Annotated in this window: 22 protein-coding genes; 2 read left to right on the top strand and 20 right to left on the bottom strand. The window is 71.9% G+C overall.

Going from position 1 to position 23,479, the window contains the following annotated elements:
• Window positions 1-467: 467 nt before the first annotated feature.
• The 19 genes from AB7F12_RS16015 to AB7F12_RS16105 all read right to left on the bottom strand — a co-directional run bounded on the left by AB7F12_RS16015 (window position 468) and on the right by AB7F12_RS16105 (window position 20,504).
• Window positions 468-1,868, bottom strand: a complete 1,401-nt coding sequence (locus tag AB7F12_RS16015) for an amidohydrolase family protein (RefSeq protein WP_428501148.1) — start codon at window positions 1,866-1,868, stop codon at window positions 468-470.
• A 28-nt stretch (window positions 1,869-1,896) separates the two neighbouring features.
• Window positions 1,897-2,625: a FadR/GntR family transcriptional regulator gene (locus tag AB7F12_RS16020; RefSeq protein ID WP_428501149.1), complete on the bottom strand. Its 729-nt coding sequence runs from the start codon at window positions 2,623-2,625 to the stop codon at window positions 1,897-1,899.
• A 50-nt stretch (window positions 2,626-2,675) separates the two neighbouring features.
• Window positions 2,676-3,935 (bottom strand): polysaccharide deacetylase family protein, encoded by a 1,260-nt coding sequence (locus AB7F12_RS16025; RefSeq protein ID WP_428501150.1) that lies wholly within the window; start codon window positions 3,933-3,935, stop codon window positions 2,676-2,678.
• Window positions 3,932-4,726 carry an alpha/beta fold hydrolase gene (locus tag AB7F12_RS16030; RefSeq protein ID WP_428501151.1) on the bottom strand — a complete coding sequence of 265 codons (795 nt, stop codon included), beginning with the start codon at window positions 4,724-4,726 and terminating at the stop codon, window positions 3,932-3,934. Before AB7F12_RS16030 ends, AB7F12_RS16025 begins: the two co-directional genes overlap by 4 nt.
• Window positions 4,723-5,571 carry an HpcH/HpaI aldolase/citrate lyase family protein gene (locus AB7F12_RS16035; protein WP_428501152.1) on the bottom strand — a complete coding sequence of 283 codons (849 nt, stop codon included), beginning with the start codon at window positions 5,569-5,571 and terminating at the stop codon, window positions 4,723-4,725. The genes AB7F12_RS16030 and AB7F12_RS16035 overlap by 4 nt, the downstream gene beginning before the upstream one ends.
• Window positions 5,568-7,247 (bottom strand): dihydroxy-acid dehydratase, encoded by a 1,680-nt coding sequence (locus tag AB7F12_RS16040; protein WP_428501153.1) that lies wholly within the window; start codon window positions 7,245-7,247, stop codon window positions 5,568-5,570. Before AB7F12_RS16040 ends, AB7F12_RS16035 begins: the two co-directional genes overlap by 4 nt.
• Window positions 7,248-7,275: 28 nt before the next feature.
• On the bottom strand, window positions 7,276-8,304 hold the full coding sequence (locus AB7F12_RS16045) for an ABC transporter permease (RefSeq protein ID WP_428501154.1): 1,029 nt from the start codon (window positions 8,302-8,304) through the stop codon (window positions 7,276-7,278).
• Window positions 8,301-9,932 (bottom strand): sugar ABC transporter ATP-binding protein, encoded by a 1,632-nt coding sequence (locus AB7F12_RS16050; protein WP_428501155.1) that lies wholly within the window; start codon window positions 9,930-9,932, stop codon window positions 8,301-8,303. Before AB7F12_RS16050 ends, AB7F12_RS16045 begins: the two co-directional genes overlap by 4 nt.
• The gene (locus AB7F12_RS16055; protein ID WP_428501156.1) at window positions 9,932-11,107 is read right to left on the bottom strand and encodes a sugar ABC transporter substrate-binding protein; all 1,176 of its coding nucleotides are present in this window, start codon (window positions 11,105-11,107) and stop codon (window positions 9,932-9,934) included. Before AB7F12_RS16055 ends, AB7F12_RS16050 begins: the two co-directional genes overlap by 1 nt.
• Window positions 11,108-11,143: 36 nt before the next feature.
• A complete protein-coding gene (locus tag AB7F12_RS16060; protein WP_428501157.1) occupies window positions 11,144-11,788 on the bottom strand; it encodes an isochorismatase family protein in 645 nt (214 codons plus the stop codon).
• A 10-nt stretch (window positions 11,789-11,798) separates the two neighbouring features.
• On the bottom strand, window positions 11,799-12,995 hold the full coding sequence (locus tag AB7F12_RS16065) for a CaiB/BaiF CoA transferase family protein (protein WP_428501158.1): 1,197 nt from the start codon (window positions 12,993-12,995) through the stop codon (window positions 11,799-11,801).
• Between the two features lie 67 nt (window positions 12,996-13,062).
• The gene (locus tag AB7F12_RS16070) at window positions 13,063-14,004 is read right to left on the bottom strand and encodes a polysaccharide deacetylase family protein (RefSeq protein WP_428501159.1); all 942 of its coding nucleotides are present in this window, start codon (window positions 14,002-14,004) and stop codon (window positions 13,063-13,065) included.
• A gap of 24 nt (window positions 14,005-14,028) precedes the next feature.
• The gene (locus tag AB7F12_RS16075) at window positions 14,029-14,700 is read right to left on the bottom strand and encodes a GntR family transcriptional regulator (protein WP_428501160.1); all 672 of its coding nucleotides are present in this window, start codon (window positions 14,698-14,700) and stop codon (window positions 14,029-14,031) included.
• Window positions 14,701-15,087: 387 nt separating this feature from the next.
• Window positions 15,088-15,654 (bottom strand): hypothetical protein, encoded by a 567-nt coding sequence (locus AB7F12_RS16080; RefSeq protein ID WP_428516703.1) that lies wholly within the window; start codon window positions 15,652-15,654, stop codon window positions 15,088-15,090.
• Between the two features lie 89 nt (window positions 15,655-15,743).
• A complete protein-coding gene (locus tag AB7F12_RS16085) occupies window positions 15,744-16,922 on the bottom strand; it encodes a CapA family protein (protein WP_428500184.1) in 1,179 nt (392 codons plus the stop codon).
• Window positions 16,919-17,428 (bottom strand): MaoC/PaaZ C-terminal domain-containing protein, encoded by a 510-nt coding sequence (locus AB7F12_RS16090; protein WP_428500185.1) that lies wholly within the window; start codon window positions 17,426-17,428, stop codon window positions 16,919-16,921. Before AB7F12_RS16090 ends, AB7F12_RS16085 begins: the two co-directional genes overlap by 4 nt.
• Complete coding sequence (gene fabG, locus AB7F12_RS16095) at window positions 17,425-18,171, bottom strand: 3-oxoacyl-ACP reductase FabG (protein ID WP_428500186.1); 747 nt, start codon at window positions 18,169-18,171, stop codon at window positions 17,425-17,427. The genes AB7F12_RS16090 and fabG overlap by 4 nt, the downstream gene beginning before the upstream one ends.
• Before the next feature lie 42 nt (window positions 18,172-18,213).
• A complete protein-coding gene (locus tag AB7F12_RS16100) occupies window positions 18,214-18,954 on the bottom strand; it encodes a citryl-CoA lyase (protein WP_428500187.1) in 741 nt (246 codons plus the stop codon).
• The gene (locus AB7F12_RS16105) at window positions 18,951-20,504 is read right to left on the bottom strand and encodes an AMP-binding protein (protein WP_428500188.1); all 1,554 of its coding nucleotides are present in this window, start codon (window positions 20,502-20,504) and stop codon (window positions 18,951-18,953) included. The genes AB7F12_RS16100 and AB7F12_RS16105 overlap by 4 nt, the downstream gene beginning before the upstream one ends.
• A gap of 151 nt (window positions 20,505-20,655) precedes the next feature.
• Here AB7F12_RS16105 and AB7F12_RS16110 point away from each other — a divergent pair, with 151 nt between their 5' ends.
• Window positions 20,656-21,786 (top strand): CaiB/BaiF CoA transferase family protein, encoded by a 1,131-nt coding sequence (locus AB7F12_RS16110; RefSeq protein ID WP_428500190.1) that lies wholly within the window; start codon window positions 20,656-20,658, stop codon window positions 21,784-21,786.
• A gap of 43 nt (window positions 21,787-21,829) precedes the next feature.
• The gene (locus AB7F12_RS16115; protein WP_428500191.1) at window positions 21,830-22,552 is read left to right on the top strand and encodes a GntR family transcriptional regulator; all 723 of its coding nucleotides are present in this window, start codon (window positions 21,830-21,832) and stop codon (window positions 22,550-22,552) included.
• 122 nt (window positions 22,553-22,674) lie between these two features.
• Here AB7F12_RS16115 and AB7F12_RS16120 read toward each other — a convergent pair whose 3' ends face one another.
• Complete coding sequence (locus tag AB7F12_RS16120; RefSeq protein ID WP_428500192.1) at window positions 22,675-23,448, bottom strand: IclR family transcriptional regulator; 774 nt, start codon at window positions 23,446-23,448, stop codon at window positions 22,675-22,677.
• Window positions 23,449-23,479: the final 31 nt, after the last annotated feature.

Genomic DNA, 23,479 nt, shown 5'->3' on the forward strand with positions numbered 1-23,479 from the left:
CGACGGCCCCGCGCCGGGCGGGGACCACTCCACGCAGCGGCGCCGGTCAGCGCCTGCCGATCTCGGTGATCTCCTTGAGGAAGCCGCCTCGCGTCCCGGACCCGCAACGGGCCGCCGCCTCGATCACGGACGTTGCCCTCGCGGCCACGCCGGCCCGACCCCTGACGCCACGACCACCATCGGGATGACCACGATGATCGCGACCTGCGCACCGACGGTCGTCACGGAGCCGACTCCGGACGACGGTCGTGCTGCGCGCCGGACGCCCGGTGGGCGTCGGCCGGTTGTACGTCGTGCTGTCGGGGGCGCACCCGACCGGCGCACCCGGCCCTCCGGACGGTCCGGGACCGCCGTCGGTCGTGCTGCTGCGGGGATGCGACATGTCGGGCTCCGTACGGTGTGCGTACCTCGTGAGTGCGGGCCTTCCGGAGTGCAGACGTGCGGACGTGCAAACGTGCAGACGTGCGTCAGGTGATGAGGTGGTCGGGCATGGGGTCGGCCTCGAGCGCACGGCCGACGGGACCCGGGTCGTGGAAGCCGTCGGCGTCGAGCACCACGCGGCCGCCGCTCACGACGACCGACGGCCAGCCGGCCAGCTCCTCGCCCTCGTAGGGCGTGTAGTCGGTGGCCATGTGCAGGTCACCGCTACGGGCATGGCGCCGGGCCGCGGGGTCGACCACGACGAGGTCCGCGTCGTGGCCCGCCGCCACGACCCCCTTGCCGGTCAGCCCGTTGAGCCGGGCCGGGTTCGTCGCGAACATGCCGACGAACCGCTCCACCGGCATCCCGCCGCGCACGACGAGCTGGGTGAACGTGACCGCCAGGCGCGTCTCGACGCCCGGCAGGCCGTTGGGCATGACCCGCACGTCGTGGGAGTGCTCGGTCTTCTGACTCGTCGAGTAGCAGCAGTGGTCCGAGCCGAGGGTGTCGACGTCGCCGACGAGGGCGCGGGCGCGCAGCTGCGCGACCGTCCCCGGCGCGCGCAGCGGCGGGCAGCAGACGAACCGCTCGGGGTGCTCGGTGGAGTAGGTGCGCTCGTCGAGGTAGAGGTAGTGTGGGCAGGTCTCGGTGTAGGCACGCACCCCACGGCGGCGCGCCGCGCGGACCAGGTCGACGGCCTCGGCTGTGGTCTGGTGGACGAAGTAGACGGGCGCGTCGACGTGCTCGGCCGTGGCCAGCACCTGCGACACCGCCGAGGCCTCCGCCAGCTCGGGCCGGGTGCGCGGCATGTGACCCGCGGCCGCCTCCCCCGCCGCGACGGCGAGGGCCTGCGCGTCCTCGATGACGTGGTTGGCCTCGGCGTGCACGTAGGCGATGCCGCCCTGGGCGTGCAGGGTGCGCAGCACCTCCAGCACCGTGTCGGGGCCGGCCATGACGACGTCCTTGTACGTCGTGAACAGCTTGATCGTCCGCACGCCGGTGTTGGCCATCTCGGCGATCTGGGCCGGCGTCGAGTCGTCCCAGTCGATGACGCAGCCGTGCAGCGCGGTGTCGCAGCGGGAGATCTCGGCGAGCTTGCGCCGCTCGTGAACGGCGTCGATCGGGCGCTGGCCCGGGTCCGGGATCGCGAAGTCGACGACGGTCGTCGTGCCGCCCCACAGCGCGGCGATGCTGGCCGACTCGTAGTCGTCGAGCTGGGCGTACTCGCCGAGGCGCTGCCCGATGTGGCAGTGCGGGTCGACCCCGCCGGGGATCACGAGCGAGCCGGTGGCGTCGATCGCCCGGTCGTGCGGGGGCAGCGGCAGCGACGGGTCCTGGACCGCGACGATCCGCCCGCCGCTGACGACGACCGTGCCAGGTCCGCTGCCGCCGGCGTTGACGACGGTGCCGCCGTGGACGACCAGATCGGCGTGCGTGGGCGCAGTCATGGGTGACTCTCCTCGGCTCTCGGGCGACTCAGCTGGCGGGTGGGGCGGCCTCGCTCGCCGCGGGATGGAAGATCACGGTGTCGACGGCCGCGAGATGGTCCGTCATGACCCGCGACGCCTCGGCGGTGTCGCCCGCGCGGATGGCGGCGACGAGCAGCCGGTGGTCGTCGAGCTGGCCCTGCCGCGCGGCCATCGAGCTGACGGCGAGCTGGTTGATCAGCACCCACAGCGGGTGCGACTCGGCGCTGACGAACTGGCCGACGATCCCGGCCAGGATGGTGTTGCCGCAGCCCAGCGACAGCTCGGCGTGGAAGCGCAGGCCCAGTTCGAGGAACCGCGTCAGCGCGGCCGGGTCGGCCACGAGCTCGGCGGACTCGTCGACGATGCGCTGCAGCCGGGTGATCGTGCCGGTGTCGACGCGTGTGGCCACCAGGGCCGCGACGGCGGGTTCGACGCTGCGGCGGGCCTCGATCAGCTCGCGGGGTGCGACGTCGAGCGCCGTCTCCTCGATCGCCTCGACCGCGGGGTGGGCGCGGACGTAGGTGCCGTCGCCGTGGCGGACCTCGACGGCCCCGACGAGCTCCAGCGCGAGGATGGCCTCGCGTGCGGTGGTGCGGGAGACGTCGAGGCGTTCTGCCAGGTCGCGGTCGCCCGGCAGCCGGGTCCCGGGCACGTACTCCCCGGTGGCGATCGACGTCAGCAGCTGCTGGGCCACGGCGATGTACAGCCGCGTTCGCGATTGGCCCGTCCTCTGCATGGCGAGAGGTTAGACCTCTGCGCCGGGACGCGACAAGGGTTTAGTAGTCGCTATTCGGGACACTCCTCCGTCCGCGGCCGCCGGGCGCCCGGGAACGAGAACACCATGCCCGCCGGGACGTCACCGGTGTTGACGATCGCGTGCGGCCGGCCCGCCGGGATGTGCAGCGCGTCGCCCACCGTGAACGCGACGTCGCCGAGGTCGGTGCGCAGCACCCCGGACCCCTCCACGACCAGGCAGACCTCCTCGGTCGTGTGCCGGATCATCGGCGTCGACTCCCCCGGCAGGACGTGCGAGCGCCCGAGCGTCGCGGTCGCGCCGGGCACCGAGTCGGCGTCGACGATCATCCGCGCCCACGAGCCGTCGCCCGCCGGCTCGGCGGGCAGCACGGTCACGGGTGGGGGGACGGCTCCCTCGGCCGCCCGCCATCCGCGCGCGATGCGCTCGCGCGTCGTGAAGACGACACCGTCGAACCCCGACGCGTACTCGACGAACCGTTCCAGCCCGCGGATGCGGGCCGGGCGCCCGATGATCCGGCAGTGCAGGCCGACCGACATCATCCGCGGTGCCTGCTCCGACTCGCGGTAGAGCGTGTCGAAGGCGTCCTTGAGGTAGGTGAAGAACTGCTCGGACGTCGCGAGCGGGTCGGCGAGCCAGAACTGGATGTCGTTGGTGTCGGCCGTGTAGGGCACCACCAGGTGCGACGTGCCGTCGACGTCGACCTCGAAGGGCACGTCGTCGGCGTAGGAGTCGGAGTCGTAGAGGAAGCCGCCCTCCTCGACGACGAGCCGCCGGGTCCGTTCGCTGGGGCCGTAGCGGCAGTACCAGCCGACGGGCCGCGACCCGGTGGTGCGTTCCAGCGACTCGACGGCCATCCGGATGTGCTCGCGCTCCTCGTCCTCGGTGAGCTGCCACACCTCCTCCCAGCGCCAGCCGTGGCTGCACACCTCGTGCCCCGCCGCGACGACCGCCTCGGCGACCGCGGGTGCCATCTCGAACGCCTGCGCGCACGCGAAGAACGTCGCGGGCACGCCGCGACGGCGCAGCACGTCGAGGATCCGCCAGACGCCGACCCGGGAGCCGTAGTCGTACATCGACTCCATCGCGAGGTTGCGCACGCCGTCGGGGAACGGGTACGCGCCCCACTCGGTGAGCGCCTCCTGCGTGGCGTCCCCGGCGGGCAGCGAGCGCTCCGAGCCCTCCTCGTAGTTGACGACGAGCGAGATCGCGAGCCGGTCGTCGCCGAGCCAGCGCCGCGTCGGCGGGTTCGGCCCGTAGCCGACGACGTCGCGCCCGCCGGGGCCCGTCATGCTCTGTCCCGCAACAGGTCTCGCATCGCGGCGGCGACCTCGGCCGGGGTGTCGACCTGCGGCGAGTGCCCGGCGAGCGGGATCTCCACGGCCCGGCAGTCGGGGATGCCGGCCATCAGCGTGGCGACGTGCTCCTCGGTGCGGGCGGCGTCCTCGGCACCCCGGATCACCAGGGTGGGCACGGAGATCTGCGGCAGCCTGTCGACGACGTCGCCGCCGAGCACACCGCGCAGCACCGCGGACAGGAACGGGTAGTCGGCGGTCTCGACGGCCTCGGCGTAGAGCGCCATGTCGTCCGCGGGTGGGTCCCGGTACAGCAGCGAGCGCACGACGGCGGCGGTCGAGGCGGGCGCGGCGCTGCCGCCCGCGTCGAGCCACTCCCCCAGCGTCGCCCGGAACGGCGCCTTCACCCCGGCGGCCGTGGCGCCCGTGCCGACGAGCACGAGCCAGTCCAGCGGCGGTCGCCCGGCGATGGCGATGACCTGTGCGAGCAACCCGCCCGTCGAGTTGCCCATCAGCACGACGGGCTGGTCGGTGTACTCCTCGACCGCCGAGGTGATCGCCGCGGCGAGGGCGTCGAAGGCGCCGTCGTCGGCCGGGATCGTGCCCGCGCCGGAGTACATGTCGACGAGCACCCAGTCCCGTTCGGGCATCAGCTCGACGACGGGCAGCCAGAACTGCCAGCAGCCGAACCACGGGTGCAGCGCGATGATCGGCGCCGCGCCGGAGCCGTCGCCGGTGTGGACGTGCAGGTCGAGCCCGGACGCCGACCGCCGCTGTTCGAGGCTCACGACGCCACCAGCCCGAACTGCGCCGCCCGCTCCAGCGTCGCCTGCGCGCGCTGGGCGATCGGGTAGTCGACGAGCTTGTCGTCGACGGTGATCGCCGCGATCCCGTCCCGCTCGGCCTCGTCGAAGGCGGCGAGGATGCGCTGGGCGGTGTCGATCTCGGCCGGGCTCGGCGAGAGCACCTCGTTGACGATCGGCACCTGCCCGGGATGGATCGCGAACTTGGCGGTGAAGCCCATGCCGCGGGCCTCCTCGGTCTGGCGGCGCATCGCGTCGGGATCGCGGACGTCGGCGAACGCCGTGTCGATCGACTGCACCCCGGCGGCGGCGGCGGCCATCGCGACGTGGATGCGCGACGACGTCATGAGTGCGTGGGCCTGCTCCGGAACGACGCCCATGTCGAGCGCGAAGTCGTAGGCGCCGAAGGAGATCCGGCGGACGCGGTCGGTGGGGCGGGCGAGCGGGACCGCGTTGAGCACCCCGGCCGCCGTCTCGAGGATGAGGACGAGCTCGAGCCCCGCGGCGAGGTCGCGGTCGATGCGGCCGACGACGTCGGCGTCCTCGCACTTGGGGACGATCACCCCGCGTGCGCCGATGCGGGCCGCCGCGGCCAGGTCCTCGGTGTGCCACTCGGTGTCGACGGGGTTGACCCGCACGTACACCGACTGTCCGGCGGCGACGGCGAGGTCGGCGCCCTGCTGCAGGTTGTCGCGGGAGGCGACCTTCTGGCTCACCCCGACCGAGTCCTCCAGGTCGAGGATCACGGCGTCGGCGCCGCTGCGGGAGGCCTTCTCGAACCGGTCGGGCCGGTTCGACGGGATGAACAGCAGCGAGCGGGGGTCCGTCATGCGGGGGCTCCGTTCCAGGGGGACGTGGTCGCGCCGTGGGCCGCCGACCCGACCGTGGCGGCGTATTTGGCGAAGACGCCGGTGGTGAACTCCCGCGGCGAGGGCTGCGGGGGTGTGCGTGTCGACAGGTCCGCGTCGACGGCGATCGTGCGGGTGTCGGCGTCGAGGACGATCCGGTCGCCGGTGCGCAGCAGCCCGATCGGGCCGCCTGCCGCGGCCTCCGGCGCGACGTGTCCGACCATGAGACCACGGGTCGCGCCGCTGAAGCGGCCGTCGGTGACCAGGGCGACCGTCTCGCCCAGCCCGCGTCCCACGATGGCCGAGGTCACCTGCAGCATCTCCGGCATGCCGGGTCCCCCGCGCGGCCCGACGTTGCGGATGACGACGGTGTCGCCCGGCCCGACCCCGCCGCCGAGCACGGCGTCCAGCGCCGCGCGTTCGCCGTCGAACACCCGGGCGGTCCCGGTGTGCGCGCGTGGCGTGTGTGCGGTGATCTTGACGACGGCGCCGTCCGGTGCGAGGTTGCCGCGCAGCACGACGAGGCCGCCCTCGGCCGCGAACGGCTGCCCGAGCGGGGAGACGACCTGCTGCCCGGCGGTCTCGGTGGCCGCCGCGGCCTCCTCGGCGAGGGTCCGGCCGGTGACCGTGAGCGTCGAGCCGTCGACGAGCCCACCCTCGACGAGGCGGGAGACCAGCAGCATCGTGCCGCCGGCGGCGTGCAGGTCGGCGGCGCTGTAGGTGCCGCCGGGCATGAGGTCGCACAGCAGCGGCGTGCGCCGGGAGATGCGGTCGATGTCGTCGAGGGTGAGCGGGACGCCGACCTCCGCGGCGAGCGCGAGGAGATGCAGGACGGCGTTGGTCGAGCCACCGGAGGCCGCGACCGCGGCGACGGCGTTCTCGAACGCGGGCCGGGTGAGCAGCCTGCTGGGGCGCAGGTCCTTCGTCGCGACCGTCTCGACGAGCGCGGCCGCCTCCGCGACGGCCGAGGGCTTGCCCGCGTCGACGGCCGGGATGCCGTTGACCCGCGCGGGCGAGAGCCCGAGCACCTCCATGACCATCGCCATCGTGTTGGCGGTGTACTGCCCGCCGCACGCTCCTGCGCCCGGGCAGGCGGCGGCCTCGATCTCGTCGAGGTCGTCGTCGGTGATCGTGCCCGCGGCGTGGGCGCCGATCGCCTCGAACACGTCGTGCACCGCGACGGCACGCCCGCGGAACCGCCCGGTCAGGATCGTGCCGCCGTAGAGCAGCACCGACGGCCGGTCGACGCGCGCCATGCCCATCGCCATGGCGGGCACCGTCTTGTCGCACGACGCGATGCCGACGATCCCGTCGAACATGTGCCCGCGCGCGACCAGCTCGACGGAGTCGGCGATGAGCTCGCGGCTCACCAGCGACGCCCGCATCCCCGGCGTGCCCATCGTGATCCCGTCGGAGATCGCGATCGTGTTGACCTCCATCGGGGTGCACCCGATGGCGCGCAGACCCGCACAGGCGTGCGCGGCGAGGTCGCGGTGGTTGAGGTTGCACGGCATCGTCCCGGTCCAGCTGTGGACGACCCCGACGACCGGCTTGCGCAGGTCGTCGGGGGTGAAGCCGATGTTGCGCAGGTAGGAGCGTGCCGCGGCGCGCTCCGGACCCTCGTACAGCGCCCGGCTGGGGCGCTCGGTGAACGGCATGTGTCCTTCTTCTCCGTGGTGGGGGTCGCTAGAGCGATCCGGACTCGCGGACCTCCTTGCGCCTGCTGTAGCGCGAGGCGCAGACCGCGACGACGAGCGCGCCGCCGTAGAACAGGTCCGAGACGTAGGACTGGGCACCGAGCATCGTGAGGCCTGTGGTGCCGGCGACCAGGAAGTACACGGCGATGAACGAGCCCCACGAGTTGAACTTGCCCGGCAGGATCGCCGTGGAGCCGAGGAACGCCGCGGCGAACGTCGGCAGCAGGAACGCCTCGCCCGAGACCGGGTCGGCCGCGCCCGTCGTGCCGGCGTACAGGATGCCCGCCAGCGCGGCGAGCGTGGCCGACGCGACCAGCGCGGCCCACCGGATCCGGGTGACCCGCAGACCGGACAGCCGCGACACCGCCCGGCCCCGGCCGACGAACAGCAGCCGCCGCCCGGCCGCGGTGTACTCCAGGAAGTACCAGAGCCCGGCGGTGATCACCAGCCCGTACCAGAACGCCAGCGGGACACCGAGGAAGCGGTTGACGATGACCCAGTCGGTCAGGCCCGTCGAGATGCCGCTGATCGTCGTCGAGTCGCCCATCCAGAGCACGACGCCGGACAGGATGGTGCCGGTGCCGAGCGTGACGATGAACGGGTCGACGCCGAACAGCAGCACGAACCAGCCGTTGAGCAGGCCGATGACCACGCCCGCGACCAGGCACAGCACGATGACCAGCCAGATGTTCATGCCGAGCTGGGCGTTGAGGACGCCGATCATCATCTGCGACGTCATGAGCACGCCCGCGACCGACAGGTCGTAGTCGCCGGCGGTGAGCGGGATCAGCAGCGCGCACGTGAGGACGACGAGCACCGCCTGCGAGCCGAGGATCCCCTGCAGCGTCGAGGTCGTGAGGAACGTGTCGGGCCGCAGCGACCCGAACACCGCGATCACGACGACCAGCGCGATCACGATGGAGAAGCGCTGCGCGAGCGAGCGCGCCACCTTCACACCCGGGGAGTGCCCGGCCTCCACGACGTCGGTGGTCGGCTCGGAGTTCTTCGTCCGGGTCATCGCCCGTCACCTTCACCTTCGGTCGGCCCGCCCGGGCCCGCGGGGACCGCGCGGTCGGCGAGCGTGTAGCACTCGTGCGCGATGCGGTCCTTCGTGATGTCGGCGCCCCGCAGCTCCCGGGCGACGCGGCCCCGGTCGAAGATCAGGACGCGGTCGCAGATGGCGGCCAGCTGCTCGTAGTCCGAGCTCGCGCACAGCACGGCGCACCCCGAGCGCGCCGCGTCGTTGACGACCTCGTAGATCTGGGCGCGGGCACCGATGTCGACGCCCTGTGTCGGTTCGTGCAGCAGCAGCACCCGCGGGTCGGCGGCCAGCCACTTGGCCAGCAGCACCTTCTGCTGGTTCCCACCCGACAACGACTGGTAGGCGATGCCGGGAACCGGCGGCCGCACGTCGAACCGGTCCAGGGTCTCCTGGCAGTCGCGGGCCAGCTGCGGGCGTGCGAGACCCCGCCACGTCGTGTACCGGTCGAGGATCTGCAGCATCGCGTTGTCCCGCACGCTGATGCTGCCGACGCTGCCGTCGCGCTGGCGGTCGGCGGGGATCAGCGCCATCCGGTGCCCGATCGCCTTGACCGGGTCCATCGCCGGCAGCGACAACGTCTCGTCGCCGGTGCGCAGCGTCCCCGTCGCCGCGGGGAACGCGCCGAACAGCAGGTACGGAATGCGTTCGAAGCCCGAGCCGAGCAGCCCGGTCATGCCGAGCACCTCGCCGTCGCCGAGCGCGAACGACACCGACTCGACCCGCTCGTCGGACAGGTCGTCGACGACGACGGCCGCGTCCGCGGCGGTGGCCACGACGTCCGCACGCTCGCCGCCGTGCTCGGGCAGCTCGCGACCGATGATCAGCTCGATCAGCTCGGTGTCGGACACCGAGGCCGTCTGCACGGTCGCCCGCAGCCTGCCGTCGCGGAAGATCGTCGCGCGGTCGGTGATCTCGCGGACCTCGTCGAGGTCGTGGGACACGAAGAGCACGGCGGAGCCGCCGCTCGCGATCTCGCGCATCAGCGAGAACAGCTGGCGGCGTCCCGTCTCGGGCAGGAAGACCGTCGGCTCGTCGAGGATCAACATCCCCGGACCGGTGCGGGCGCCGCCGCGCAGTGTCCGCATCTCGTGGACGGCCCGCACGATCGCGAGCAGGGCCCGCTGCGTGCCGTCCAGGTCGGCGACGCGGGCCGCCGGGTCCAGGTCGACGGAGAACTCCTCGAACAGCCGCCGCGCGTCGGCCCGCTGGCGCCGCCAGCCGATCGCCCAGTTGCGGGCCCGGCTGAACGTCCCGAGCCGCAGGTTCTCCAGCACCGACAGGCTCGTGATCAGCCCGAGGTCCTGGTGGACGAAGCTCATCCCGTAGTCGCGGAAGGCGCCCGGGGCCAGCGGCAGCGGGACGTCCTCCCCGTTGATCCTCAAGCCGCTGCCCGGGTCGGGTTCGTGGAAGCCGGCCAGGACCTTGATGAACGTCGACTTGCCCGAGCCGTTCTCCCCGAGCAGGCCGTGGATCTCGCCGGGGAGCACGTCGAGGTCGACGGAGTCGAGGACCCGCACCCCGGCGAAGGACTTGGAGACGCCGCGCGCCTCGACGACCGGCGGAGCGCCCGTGGGCGCTCCGCCGGCGTGTGCCGGGACCGACATCAGGACGCCTTGCCCCACAGCTTCATGTAGTTCGCGACGAAGGAGTCGCCGTAGCCCTTGCCCAGCTCCGGCGGGGTGCCGGCCTCGTTCACGTTGGCCTTGGTGAACACCCGCAGCTGGATGCCCTCGTCACCGGAGGCGATCGGGCCGGCGCCGGAGAGGATGCGCCCGATCTGGTCGACGACGGCGTACCCGACCTGCGACGGGTTCTCCCCGACGTCCATCTTCACGACGTCGGCGTCCTGCATCATCTTCAGGACGAACGGGGTGCCGTTGAACGTGGCGATGTGCACCTTGCCGGTCGCGCCCGCGAGCTGGATGCCGGGCACGACGAACTGCGACATGGAGTCGTAGAGCGGCATCACGTAGTTCAGGCTCGGGTCGGACTGGATGGCCGACCGCGTGATGTTCGTGATCTGTGTCGACCAGTCGGGCACCGACACGTTCTGGAACGTCAGCTTGCAGCTCGGGCAGTACTTCTTGAACTCGTCGTTGGTCGCGTCGATCGACGCCGGGCTGCCGATGACCTCCTTCGACGTCAGGACCAGCACGTTCGCCGCGCAGTTGGTGTCGGAGATGATGAAGTCCGCCGACAGGCGTGCGGCCAGGTCGTAGGGCTGCGCGACGCGGGCCGCGACCTCGGGGCCCTGCGGCTGCGTCAGGTCCTCGTTGAGCACGGTGATGATCGGGATGCCCGCCGCCTTCGCGGCCGCGGCCTGCGGCTGGAAGTAGGTGGGGCTGATCGTGCCGCCCGTGAGGGTGATCGCGGCGGGCTTCTGCGCGATGGCCGCGTTCATGCCCTGGATCCACTGGGTGCGGTCACCCTGGTTCGGGTAGTCGACGACCTTCATCCCGACCTTGCCCGCGGCCTCGGTCATCGAGGTCGTGAGCGCCTGGGTGAACGGGTTGGCGCTGGACTCCTGGATGTTGAAGATGGTCTTGCCCTCGGCCGCGCTCATGTCGACGGGCGGGCCGGGGTCGGTGTACGTCGGGACCTTCGAGTACTTGTCGAGCGCGGCGTCGACCTGCGAGAGGTCGCAGCTCGCGCCGCCACCGCCGCCCGCCGCGGCACCCGACCCCGAACCGCCGCCCGATGAACAGGCGGCCACCAGGCCGAACATCACGACGGCCGCGGCGGCCGTCGCCACCCGTTTCTTCGTAGTACTGGACAGCATCTCTCCTCCTAGAGAGCGCATGGTCCGGTGACCGGTCTACCGGCCGCCGGCGGCGATGGACGCCAGGTACTTCTCCACCTCGTCCTGCGGCACCACGTCGGCGTACTTCGAACCGATGTCGAAGAGGTTCGCGCGATGCGGCTCCTCGGCCCGGTCGAACACGCACTCCCCGGGGACCACGACACGGAACCCGTAGGAGACCGCGTCGATCACGCTCGCCCGGATGCATCCGGACGTCGAGCATCCCGTCACCACCACGGTGTCGACCCCGCGTTGCACCAGGTACGACGTGAGGTGCGTCCCGAAGAAAGCCGACGGGAACTTCTTGACCAGCACCAGCTCGTCGGGCCGGCGGGCCAGCTCTGGGTGGATCTCGACGGCCGCGGGGTCGTCGGTGCGCAGCTCGCGCAGGGCCGGGACCTTCGCGGCGAACGACGCCCCGTCCTCGCCCGGGGCGTAGGCGATCGTCGTGAACACGATCGGCACCCCGGCCTCGCGGGCGTGGCCGAGCAGCCCGGCGATGTGCGGGACCGCGGGCACGTCGTCGGCACCGACGCCGTAGGCGCTCGACGTGAACGCCCGCGAGACGTCGACGACGAGCACCGCGGGCCGTGACCCGGTCCCGGCCTTGGCGCCGATGCCGCGACCGGCGTAGAACTCTCCGACATCCTCGAAGCCCATGTCCCCGCCCTCAGATGACGCCGTCGGCCTCGAGGGCCGCCAGCTGCTCGTCGGTCATGCCCAGCTGGTCGCGGTAGACCTCGCGGTTGCTCGACCCCTTGGGGGCGCCGGCGTGGCGGACCTTGCCCGGGGTGTCGGACAGGACGGGCACGACGTTCTGCATCAGGACGTCGCCGAGGCCCTCGTGCGGGACCCGCACGATCGACTCCCGCGCGAGATACTGCGGGTCCTTGACGATGTCCGCCGCCGTGTACGCCGGAGCGATCGCCCCCTCCGCGGTCTCGAACTCGGCGAGCACCTCCTCGGCGGTGCGCTCGGCGATCCAACCGCCGATCGCCTCGTCGAGCTCCTCGGTGTGGGCGATTCGTCCCGGATTGCCGGCGAACCACGGTTGCTCGGCGAGATCGGGCCGCCCGACCAGCTTCACCACGCGGTCCGCGATCGACTGCGCCGTCGCCGACAGCGCCAGCCAGCGCCCGTCCTTGGTCTGGTAGGCGTTGCGCGGGGCGCTGTAGGGGGTGTGGTTGCCCGAGCGACCGACGACCTCGCCGGTCTTGTCGTAGAGGATCGTCTGCGGTCCGAGCATCCAGAACATCGGCTCGTAGATCGACAGGTCGATGACCTGCCCCTTGCCGTTGCCACCGTGTTCGCGCCACCACAGCGCGAACATGATCGCGAAGCAGCCGGTGAACCCCGCGATGCAGTCGCCGAGGGCGAAGGGCGGCAGCGCCGGCGGCTTGTCCGGCCAGCCGTTGATGTGGGCGAACCCCGACATCGCCTCGGCGAGCGTGCCGAAGCCGGGCCGGTTGGCGTACGGGCCGGTCTGGCCGAACCCGGTGGTGCGCAGGATGACCAGGCCCGGGTTGATCTCGTGCAGGACGTCGGGGCCCAGGCCCCAGCGCTCCAGCGTGCCGGGGCGGAAGTTCTCCACGAACACGTCGGCGTCCGCGATGATCTTCTTGAGGATCTCGGCGCCCTCGGGCGCGGACAGCTTCAGCGTGACGCACCGTTTGTTGCGCGACACCAGCGCCCAGAACAGCGACTCGCCCTCGACGTTCCAGCCCATGGACCGCAGGCTGTCGCCGCGCGGATGCTCGACCTTGAGCACGTCGGCGCCGAAGTCCGCGAGCAGCGTCGCTGCGACGGGGCCCGCGAAGATCGACGCCGCGTCGACCACCTTGAGACCCTGCAGGGGTAGATCGGTCATGCCGCGCAGCTCCTCGATACAGAAAATATTCTATAAATAGTGTCTGTACGGCGGGACCCGCGTGCGCTCACGCGGCGCCCTCGTCGGGGTGGTTCTCCAACCAGAAGCGAGCGATCTGCTCGCGGGTCGCGAACCACACGTCCGACTCCCGCTGGGCGTGTTCGATGAACTCGCGCAACGCCGAGGTCCGGCCCGCCTGCCCCGCCCACCGGGGGTGCAGACCGATCGACATCATCCGCGGGTGCCCGCCCCGGCCCTCGCGCAGCAGCTCGTCGAAACCGCGGGCGCAGACGTCGAAGAAGTCGGTCGGGCTGGCCATGCCGGGCGGCATCGCGAACTTCACGTCGTTGTAGACCATCGTGTACGGGACGACGAGCTGACGCTTGTCGCCGACGCTCGCGTAGTACGGCAGGTCGTCGTTGTAGGCGTCGGAGTCGTAGAGGAAGCCGCCCTCCTCGACCAGGAGCTCACGGGTGTGCACGCTGGGCCCGTAGCGGCAGTACCACCCCACGGGCCGCGTCCCGCACGTGCGCTCGAACGACGCGATCGCCTCGAGCATGTGCTCGCGCTCCTCCTCGCGCGAGAGCGTCCACGGCTCCTCCCAGCGCCAGCCGTGGCTGCACACCTCGTGCCCACCGGCGACGACCGCCTTCGCGAGCTCGGGGTTCTGCTCGAACGCGACCGCCGCGGCATAGAACGTCGTCGGGACCCGGTACTCCTCGAACAACCGCAGCAGCCGCCAGACACCGGCACGCGCGCCGTACTCGTAGATCGACTCGACGCACAGGTCGCGGTACTCCGCCGGCATCCCGTACGGAATCTCGCCGAGGCCCTCGTTGCGCGCGTCGCCGGCGGCCCACGAGATCTCGGAGCCCTCCTCCGCGTTCACCACGATGCTGACGGCGATCTTCGCCCCGCCCGGCCACTCCACGGCGGGCGGCGTCGCGCCGTACCCGATGAGATCGCGCCGGGGGCCGGGCACGTCGGCTTCGGTGAACTGCAGGGTCATCGGGTCCTCACTGCGTCATGGGGGCTACTGCGTCGTTGGTTCCGTGTCGCCCAGCTCGGGCTGCTCGGAGGCCGCTCCGGCGTCGATGTGCGCGAACATCGCGGCGGCGCCCGCCCGGGCGTCTCCCGCCCGCACGGCCGCCATCACCTCGTCGTGCTCGCGCATGCTGTCGGCCGTCCGCTGCTCGACGGCCCAGTTCGTCCGCCACGGGAACACGTCCCAGAGCCGGCCGGTGAACTGCTGCAACATGTCCGAGCCGGCGGCCTGGTAGATCGCCAGGTGCCACGCGGAGTTGAGCTGGGCCATCCGCTTCCCGCGCCCGGCACGACCGGCCGCGAGGAAGTTCTCGTGGATCGTCTGCAGCTCCTCCTTCTGGGCGTCGGTCATCCGCTCGATCGCCAGCCGGGTCGCCAACGGCTCGAGCGCCATTCGCATTGCATACACATCGGACAATTTTTCCGGCGAGTGCCGCGCCACCACGACGCCGCGGTGGGCCTCGTAGTGCACGAGACGGTCCGCCTGCAACAGCCGCAGTGCCTCCCGGATGGGAGTCGGACTCATCCCGAGCTCGCGCGCCAGCTCGTCGACCTGCAGGCGATACCCCACCTCCAGCTGCCCACTGCGGATCCGCTCACGCAGAACCCGCAGGGCCAACTCCGACTTCGTCTGGTGGGTCGGAACCTCAGGATCGGTCACGGAGCAAATCTTGCAGGTACCACCGTCGACGACGTCCCACGGGAGGCTCCCTCCGCTGGCTCCTGCAATGAATAGAAAATATCCTGTGGGCAGATTGCACACAAGAGCTTCCGGTTGGACGCGTCGGATCGATACGTCGTCGACGTGGCACCGTCACAGCGGCGTCACATCCGACGCCCGCGTCGAGCGCCCGGAGCGCCCCGGGCGAGAGGCGGCGCGTACCCGGTGCATTGCCATCCGCCCGCCCACCCGCGACAGGACCCGCGACCCCGCGCCGGCGTCCGGAGTCCGGAGTCCGGCGTCGGAACACGGACGAGCGCGGTGCCGCCGGGGAGTCCCCCGGCGACACCGCGCTCGGTCCGGTCGTGGGCGCCGCGCGCCCGGCGGTCAGATGTAGGGCTTGAGCACCGCCGCGCGCTCCTCGAAGGTGAACACGTCCTCGGGGTCGGGCTTGACGAGCTCGAGCGGCGTGAGCTGGTAGACCTCCTCGCCGATGAGCTTGGCGTTCTCGTCGTAGGGCCAGAACATGGCCAGCGGGCACATCAACGCGTAGGTCGCGTCCGGGTCGTCCACCCCGTCGTAGCCGGCTGCGATGGCGTCCTTGCCCGAGACGAACTGTCCGAACGTCGAGAACGAGGACAGCCCGTGGTCGTTGACGAAGAGCTCCTCGTCCTGGAGCCAGACGACACTCTCGTTGAGAGCGCCGTAGAAGCCCTTCACCGCCGCCTCGCCGTCGAAGTCGATCAGCTCCGGTGAACCGAGGTGGACCTTGTACTTCGGGTGCGCCACGGTCATCTCGGGCGTGAAGATCTGCTGCCACATGTCGGAGAACTCCAGCGCGGCGTGCCGGTTGTAGTTGAGCAGGATCGCCTGCCGATGCGGGTTCGGCTCGGCGAGCGCCGCCGCTTTGGACGCAGCCATGTAGTCGGCGAAGGCTTTGAGGTACTTGCTCATGGTGTGTCCTGTCTGTTCGGCGTCAGCGACGATCAGTACGGCATGCTATATATCAGATTTCAGTACCCGGTTCAACCTGTTTGCGCAGGTCAACCGCCTGCTGGCACGGCCCTGACGGTGGTCAGCCCACCGAAGGCCACGTCCTCGGCAACCTCGAACCGGGTACCGAGGCCCTGGGTCGTGCAGCCGGTGTCGACGTAGTCGACGACCGCGCGACCCTCGGGGCTCCTGGCGTCGAGCGGCACGACCTGGCCCGCCGGGTTGAGCCGGCAGGGCAGGAACCCGGCGCTGTCGACCGTGGCGCCGTCGAGCCCCACCCACGCCACGCCCGTCATCCGCGCGTCCGGATGCCACGGGTGCAACGGCCACCCCTCGCGGTGGGCGAGTCCGTAGTAGTCGTCGTTGCCGGGGTCGATGACGACCTGCTTCTCCACCAGTGCCGCGGGGCCGCTCTCGGGCAGCGCGAGGTCGAACACGAAGTGTCCGAGGCCGTAGAAGATCGGGCTCCCGCGGTACCACTCGATCCCGCGCAGCATGTGATGGTGGTGCCCGACGACGATGTCGGCCCCGTGGTCGATCGCGAAGTGCGCGATCGTCGTCTCGTGGTCGGTGAGGTGGAAGGGCTTCTGGTAGTCCCCCCAGTGGAAGCTGGCCACGACGACGTCGGAGCTCTCCCGGGCGGCGGCCAGGTCCGCCTCCAGGTGCTCGAGGTCCTCCTGCACCGGCACGCAGTGGCAGACCGCCGGTGCGCCCGGCGCCCACAGGTTGGCGAACTTCTCGACGTAGAAGTTGCGGCTGCGCATCGGGGCGAGCCCCGGCCAGTCCGCCCTCGCCTCGTAGCCGGTGGGGAAGAACGACGAGTACGCCAGGTACGAGACGCGCACGTCCCCCGTCGTCAGTACGGCCGGCCGGGTGGCGTCGGCGAGGTTGCGACCCGCCCCGACGGTGGCGATGCCCTGCTTCTGCAGAGCGTGCGCGGTGTCGAGGATCCCCTCGTGCCCCGCGTCGACGATGTGGTTGTTGGCCAGTGACATGACGTCGAAACCGGCCGGGCCGAGCGCTGCAGCGTTGCGCGCCGGGGCGATGGCGACCACCGCCGCGCTGGGCGCGAGCCTCGGCTCGTCGGTGTAGACGCACTCGGCGTTGCCGAAGAGCAGGTCGGGTCCGGCGAGTGCCTCCCGGACCAGGTCGAACGCCGAGTCGGGCTCCGGGCGGTCGACCATCACGTCACCGACGAAGCCGAGGACCCGACGGGATGTCGCGCTCATCGCCCGGCTCCGTTCCGGTCGTCGGCGGGACGCCGACGGACCAGCAGCTTCCAGGTGCTCTCCATGACGGTCTCGTCGCGTTGGTTGACGACGTCACGTCGCATCGTCACCACCCCCCGACCGGGCGATCGGGTCGGCGTGAGGTCGGTGACGGTGAGGACGACGTGCACCGTGTCGCCGATCCGGGTCGGCGCCGGCCAGCGACACTGCAGGTCGAGCAGGCCGAGGATGTTCTGCTGCATCGCCTCGCTGACCGGCAGCCGGGTGCACAGGCCCGACGCGATGGACAGCACGAGCAGCCCGTGCGCGACCCGCTCGCCGAACGGGGTGGCCGCGGCGAACTCGATGTCGACGTGCAGCCGGTTGTAGTCACCGGACAGACCGGCGAAGTTGACGACGTCGGCCTCGGTCACGCTCCGGGTGGCGGTCCGGTGCCGTTCGCCCTCGGTGAGGTCGTCGAAGTACACGAGGCGGGGGGCCACGTCGTGGACGGCGGCGTCGCTCATGCGTACCTCCCCCCGGTGACGTGCACGGTCTCGCCGGTGATGTAGGCAGCGCGGGGACCGGCGAGGAAGGCCACCGTGTCGGCGATCTCCTCCGGCTGCCCGACCCGGCGCAGCGGGGACTTGTCGATCGAGCGCTGTTTGAGGACGTCGTAGTTGTCCAGCGACGTCATACCCTCGGTCTCGACGAAGCCCGGCGCGACGGCGTTGACCGTGATCGAGAACCCACCCGACTCGAGGGCGAGCGCGCGGGTGAACCCGATCAGGCCGGCCTTGGCCGCGGAGTAGTTGGTCTGGCCGGGATTGCCGAGGTGGCTCCGCGACGAGATGTTGACGATGCGCCCCCACCGTTGCGCCATCATCGCCTCGATGACGGCCTTGCTGCAGTTGAACGCCCCGGTCAGCACGACGTCGATCACCCGCTGCCAGTCGGCGGGGTCCATCTTCGACAGGAACGCGTCGCGCGGGAACCCGGCGTTGTTGACCAGGATCGAGACGTCGCCGAACCGGTCCTGCACAGCGGCCACCGCATCGAGCACCGAAGCCAGGTCGGCGACGTCTGCGGTGACGCCCAGCGTGGCGGCGCCCGAGGGGTCGAGTGCCTTCGCGGCCTCGCTGACGGCCGGGTCCATGTCGAGCAGCGCAACCCGCGCGCCCCCGTCGAGCAGGGCCTGCGCACAGGCACGGCCGATGCCCCGCGCCGCCCCCGTGACGAGCGCCGTACGGCCCTCCAGCTCACCTGTCATGACTGAGTTCTCCGATCTCACGGTGTCGGCCCGGCGGACGGCTCATGCCGGGGTGGGCTCGGTGCGCTCGCGGTCCCACATGGCCCGCGCGACGGGGTTGCGCTGCTCGTCGAGGAGTTGCCCGACCAGTCCCGCGGCCCGCGCTATCACCGCGATCCCACGCGCGAACGACGCGCCGTGGCCCATGTCGGCGACCAGGGCACCGCCGAGCCCGGCCGCGTTGACGGGCAACAGCGGCCCGCCCGCCCGCTGCAGGGCGGCCGGCAGCGCCAGCAGCAGGTCGGTGTGCGCCCCGCGGACCCCGTGTTCGTCGGCGAGCTCCAGCAGCCGGGGCACCCGGGGGTCGCCGTGCTTGTGTTCGGGATGGCCGAGCCCGACGACCTGGGCGCGCGCTGCCCGGGCGGCGGCGACGACCTCGTCGGCACGCGCGTCCGGCGTCGTCGACGCCGACGTCGACACCGCGTCGGTGAGCATCGTGACGGCGTTCTCGAGAGTGCCGAGGAAGACGGACCCGGCACCGCAGAGCCCGGCCGCCACCGCGGCCTGGAAAGCCTCGGGGGCTCCGAGCAGGGTGAGCCGGGCGACCATCGAGCTCGGGGTGACACCGTGGTCGGCGAACGTCACCAGCAGCGCATCGATCATCGCGACGTGCCCCGGATCGGGTGTACCCCCCGTTGTGAGCAGGTGGATCATCTCGGTGAACGATCGCCGGCCGATCAGCTCGCCGACCAGGTCGTGCCCGGCGACGGTGATGACGTCGGGCGGGCGGGTGTGCACGCTCATGTGCTCTCCTCGAGGAGGCGGGCGGCGCGATGGCGCAGAACCCGCTTGAGTGCCTTGTCGCCGTTGGCGCTGGGCGTCGTCGGGATCTCCTCGACCACGGCCACCCGGCTGGGGACCTTGTGCGCGGCCAACCGCTCGCGCGACCAGACGCGCAGCTCGGCCTCGGTCACGGCGTCGCCGACGACGAACGCCACCGCGTCCTCCTCGCCCGTCTCGGTGCTGGGCACGCCGACGACCTGCGCCTGCCGCACCGCAGGGTGGGCGAGCAGCACCTCCTCGATCTGCGCGGGGTCGACCAGGAATCCCCTGAGACGCATCGTGTCGGTGAGCCGGGACAGGTAGTCGAAGCTGCGGCCGTCCGGTGCGACGCGCCCGTGGTCCCCGGAGCGGAACCAGCCGTCGGCGGTGAAGGCCGCCGCGGTCGCCTCCGGGTTGGCCAGGTACGCGCTGAAGACGCTGTAGCCGCGGAACTGCAGCTCACCCGTCGATCCGGGGGGCAGGGCGGCTCCGGTCCCGATGTCGCCGACCCGCACCTGCAGTGCGTCGTGCACCGGGCTGCCTCCCGGGACGCTGCGGGCATCGGCGGGTCCGGCGGGGTCCCGGATCGCGAACAGTGCGAGGACCTCGGAGGCTCCGTAGACGTTGACGAGGGTGGTGCCGACCTCACCGAGGCGGGCGACGACGTCGCCGACGCTGCCGCCCGCGGTCGCCCCGATGCGCCACGTCGAGAGGCGCTCGAGCGCATCCGGTGCCGCCAGCGCGGGACGCAGGATGGCCTCCGTCGCGGCGAAAAACGTGACGTGCAGGTCGGCGACCCGCCCGGCGAGCTCCGCGGGGGTGAACGAGGGCAGCAGCACCAGCCGCGCGCCGGCCGTCAGCGCCGCGAGCGCGACGGTGTACCCGTAGGCGCCGCACGGCGGCAGCATGCCGAGGACGACGTCGTCGCCGCCCAGCCCGAAGCCGGCCGCCACGGCGACGGCGTGTGTGGTGACCCCGTCGTGGTGGTGCAGTGCCAGCTTGGGGGCCGAGGTGGTGCCGGACGTGCCGAACACGACGAGTGGTGCGCCACCGTCCACATCGGGCGGAAGACCATCGGTGTCCGGGTGGTCGAGCAGGGTCTGCCAGGCGATGCCGGGGCCGGTGGTCCCGGTGCTGATCACGAGGTCGAGCGGCACGCCGTCGACCTCGGCGAGTTCGTGCACCAGCGCACCGAGGCCGAGGCCGTGGAAGTCGGGGTCCACCGCGATCGCCCTGGCCTCGCTCACCCGCAGCAGATCGCGGATCTCGGTGCGGGTGTATCGGGTGTTCAGCGGCACGGTCAGGACCCCGAGCCGAGCCGCCGCGGCGTGCAGGACGAACCAGTCGATCGTGTTGGGCAGCAGGAGGGCGAGCCGGTCGCCACGGCGCAGGCCGAGCCGGTGCAGTGCGGCGGCCACGCGGGTCGCGCGGGCGGCCAGCTCAGCGCAGTCGAGGCGGCGACCGCTCCCGGCCTCGACGATGCAGCCCCCGCGGGCGGCGGCCTCGTCGAGAAAGGCACCGAGGGTGCTCACGACCCGCACGCCCGACGGCGGGGCAGCAGGTGGGGCCCACCCGACCCTGCGGCCGGGTCGCGACGCGCTGTCATGACGATCCCTTCGACGGGTCCGTCATTGATATATTAGGTTTCAGTCGGCCGCAAGGCCGTCGACGTGGGAGGTCCAGTTGCCGGGACAGGTACCGCCGCTGCGCGGCGTGCGGGTGCTCGACTTCAGCACCCTGCTCCCCGGACCCTTCGCCACGTTGCTCATGGCCGAGGCCGGCGCGACCGTGATCAAGATCGAGAAACCGGCCGGCGACGAGATGCGCCGGGTCTCGGCCACCGAGTTCGCCATGCTCAACGCCGGCAAGACCGGTGTCGTCGCCGACCTGCGCGACCCCGCCGATCGCGAGCGGGTGCTCGACCTGTGCGACGGCGCCGACGTCCTGGTCGAGCAGTTCCGACCCGGGGTGATGGAGCGGCTCGGCCTGGGCTACGAGCAGGTCGCCGCGCGCAACCCGCGCCTGGTGTACTGCTCGGTGACCGGCTTCGGCCAGACCGGTCCGCGACGCGGACGGACGGGCCACGACCTGAACTACGTCGCCGCCACCGGCCTGCTCGGCGTCGTCCGGGACGGGTCGGGACGGCCCGCGCTCCCCCACGTCACGCTGGCCGACGTCAGCGGCGGCAGCTACCCGGCGCTGCTCAACATCCTGATGGCGCTGGCCGCGCGGTCGGTCACGGGCCGCGGTTCACGACTCGACGTGTCGATGGCCGACAACCTGTGGCCGCTGCAGTACTGGACGTTGGAGTCGGGCCTTCGGGGCGAGTCACCACCGCCCGGCGCCGGTCGCCTCACCGGCGGGTCGCCGCGGTACCAGGTCTACGAGACCGCCGACGGCCGGTTCGTCGCGGCGACACCGCTGGAGCAGCGGTTCTGGGACGCCTTCTGCGACGTCGTCGGCCTGCACGGGCCGCTTCGCGACGACAGCGTCGACCCCGCGGCGACGATGACGGCCGTCAGGGCGGCGATCGCCGGGCGCGACGGCGCGCACTGGCAGCGCGCCTTCGAGGAGACCGACTGCGCCTGCACTCTCGTGGCCGACGTCGCGGAGGCGGTGGCGGATCCCGACCTGCGGGAGCGGCACGTGCTGGAGCCGACTCCCGACGGCCGTTCGGTCCGGATGCCCAGCCCGCTGGCGCGGCAGTTCCGCCACCGCGACGACCACCGTGCGCCGGCGCTCGGAGAGCTGCCGCTCGAGGCGGCGACCTGGGCGACCGCGGCAGCGCACGGGGGATCGGACATCCGACATTGATATGCTAGATATCGCTGTCCGTGGCGATCAGCAGGGAGCACGCATGGCCTCGGTGGACGATCCTTCGCTCGACGCGGTCAACCCGTGGCCGGGAGGCCCCGGCGCGTCCACCCACCACAACATCGGCGGCACCGTCCGCGATCGTATCGCCGACGTCCTGCGCGAACGGATTCTCAACGGCGAGCTGGTCCGCGGGAGCCGCCTCGACTTCGACGAGTTCGCCGCCGAGTTCCGCACCAGCCGCACCCCGGTGCGCGAGGCCATCCTCAAGCTCGCGCACGAGGGACTGACCCACATCGCGCCGCGGAGCCGGGCCACCGTCATCGGCCTGTCACCCCAGGACGTCCGTGACAACTTCACGGTGATGGCGGTCCTGTGTGGTGTCGCGGCGCAGTGGGCAGCCGAACGGATGACCGACGAGGAGCGCGACCGCGTCGTCGGGATCGGCCGGCTGCTCGCGGCCGCGTCGGGGGCAGACCTCGTCCAGCTCAACTGGCAGTTCCATCGCGAGATCAACCGTGCATCGCATTCGGTCCCGTTGCTGAACCAGCTGCGCAACACCGGCCGGCTGGTTCCCCAGTCCTTCTTCACGGTCGTCCCGGAGCAGGTGGCGTGCAGCCGGGTCGAGCACGAGGAACTGATCGCGGCACTGGTCGACCGGGACCCCGCGCGGGCACGGTCGGTCACCGAACGTCACTTCCTCAACGCCGGCGAGCTCCTGTCGCGACGGCTGGAGTCCGCGTTGAAGGTCGACGAGAGCGCCTGAGCCGGCCGGGCCGACGCCCGCGGCCGACGCCGGCGACACACCGCCCGCGCGCCACCGCACCGCGGCGGACCAGGGATCCGGGCGCACCGCGGGAGCGCGGCGTGCCTACGGGGCCGCAGCGGTCAGCAGCTGCCTGCCAGCGCCCGGGTGAGGCCGAGCGCGGCCGTGCGGACCGCCGGGGCCAGACGCTCCGGATCGAAGCGGTTGACCCACCCCGTGATCGACAGTGCCGCGACGGCGTGCCCGTCGACACCGAGAACCGGCGCGGCGACACAGGTGACGCCGATCCCCGACTCCTCACGCTCGTAGGCGACGCCGCGCTCGTGGATGCGCTCCAGCTCGGCGCACAGCAGCCCGGGGGCGATGATCGTCCGCGGGGCGCGGCGGCCGAGACCGGCGCGCAGGACGGCGTCGAGAAGCGCAGGTGAGCCGAACGCGAGGATCGCCTTGCCGACGCCGGTGCAGTGCATCGGCATCCGCCCGCCCACCCGCGACGGCACCCGCGGCCCCGCCCGGCCCTCCAGCTTCTGGACGTAGACGACCTCGGTGCCCTCGGGCGTCGCGAGATGGACGGTCTCGTGCGTGGCCTCGAACAGGTCGGCGAGGAACGGCGCGGCGGCCTCGCGCAGCCCGAGCTGTCGTGGGACCAGCTGGCCCAGCTCGAACAACCGGATCCCCAGGCGCACCCCGCCGCCGGGGGTGCGCTCGACGACGCCCCACTGCGCCAGCTCCGTGACGAGCCGGTGGACCGTCGCCTTCGCGATGCCGGTGCGGCGCACCAGCTCGGCGAGGGAGAGCTCGTCGTCGCCGAGCCCGAAGGCGGTCAGCACGGTCAGAGCGCGCCCGAGCACCGAGTTCGGGGCGTCGGGCGAACCGTTCCGTTGAGTGGACCGCACGGCTTCCAGCCTGCGCGATCGCGGTGCGATC

This window comes from Pseudonocardia sp. (assembly GCF_050250275.1).
In the GTDB taxonomy this organism is placed as follows: Bacteria; Actinomycetota; Actinomycetes; order Mycobacteriales; family Pseudonocardiaceae; genus Pseudonocardia.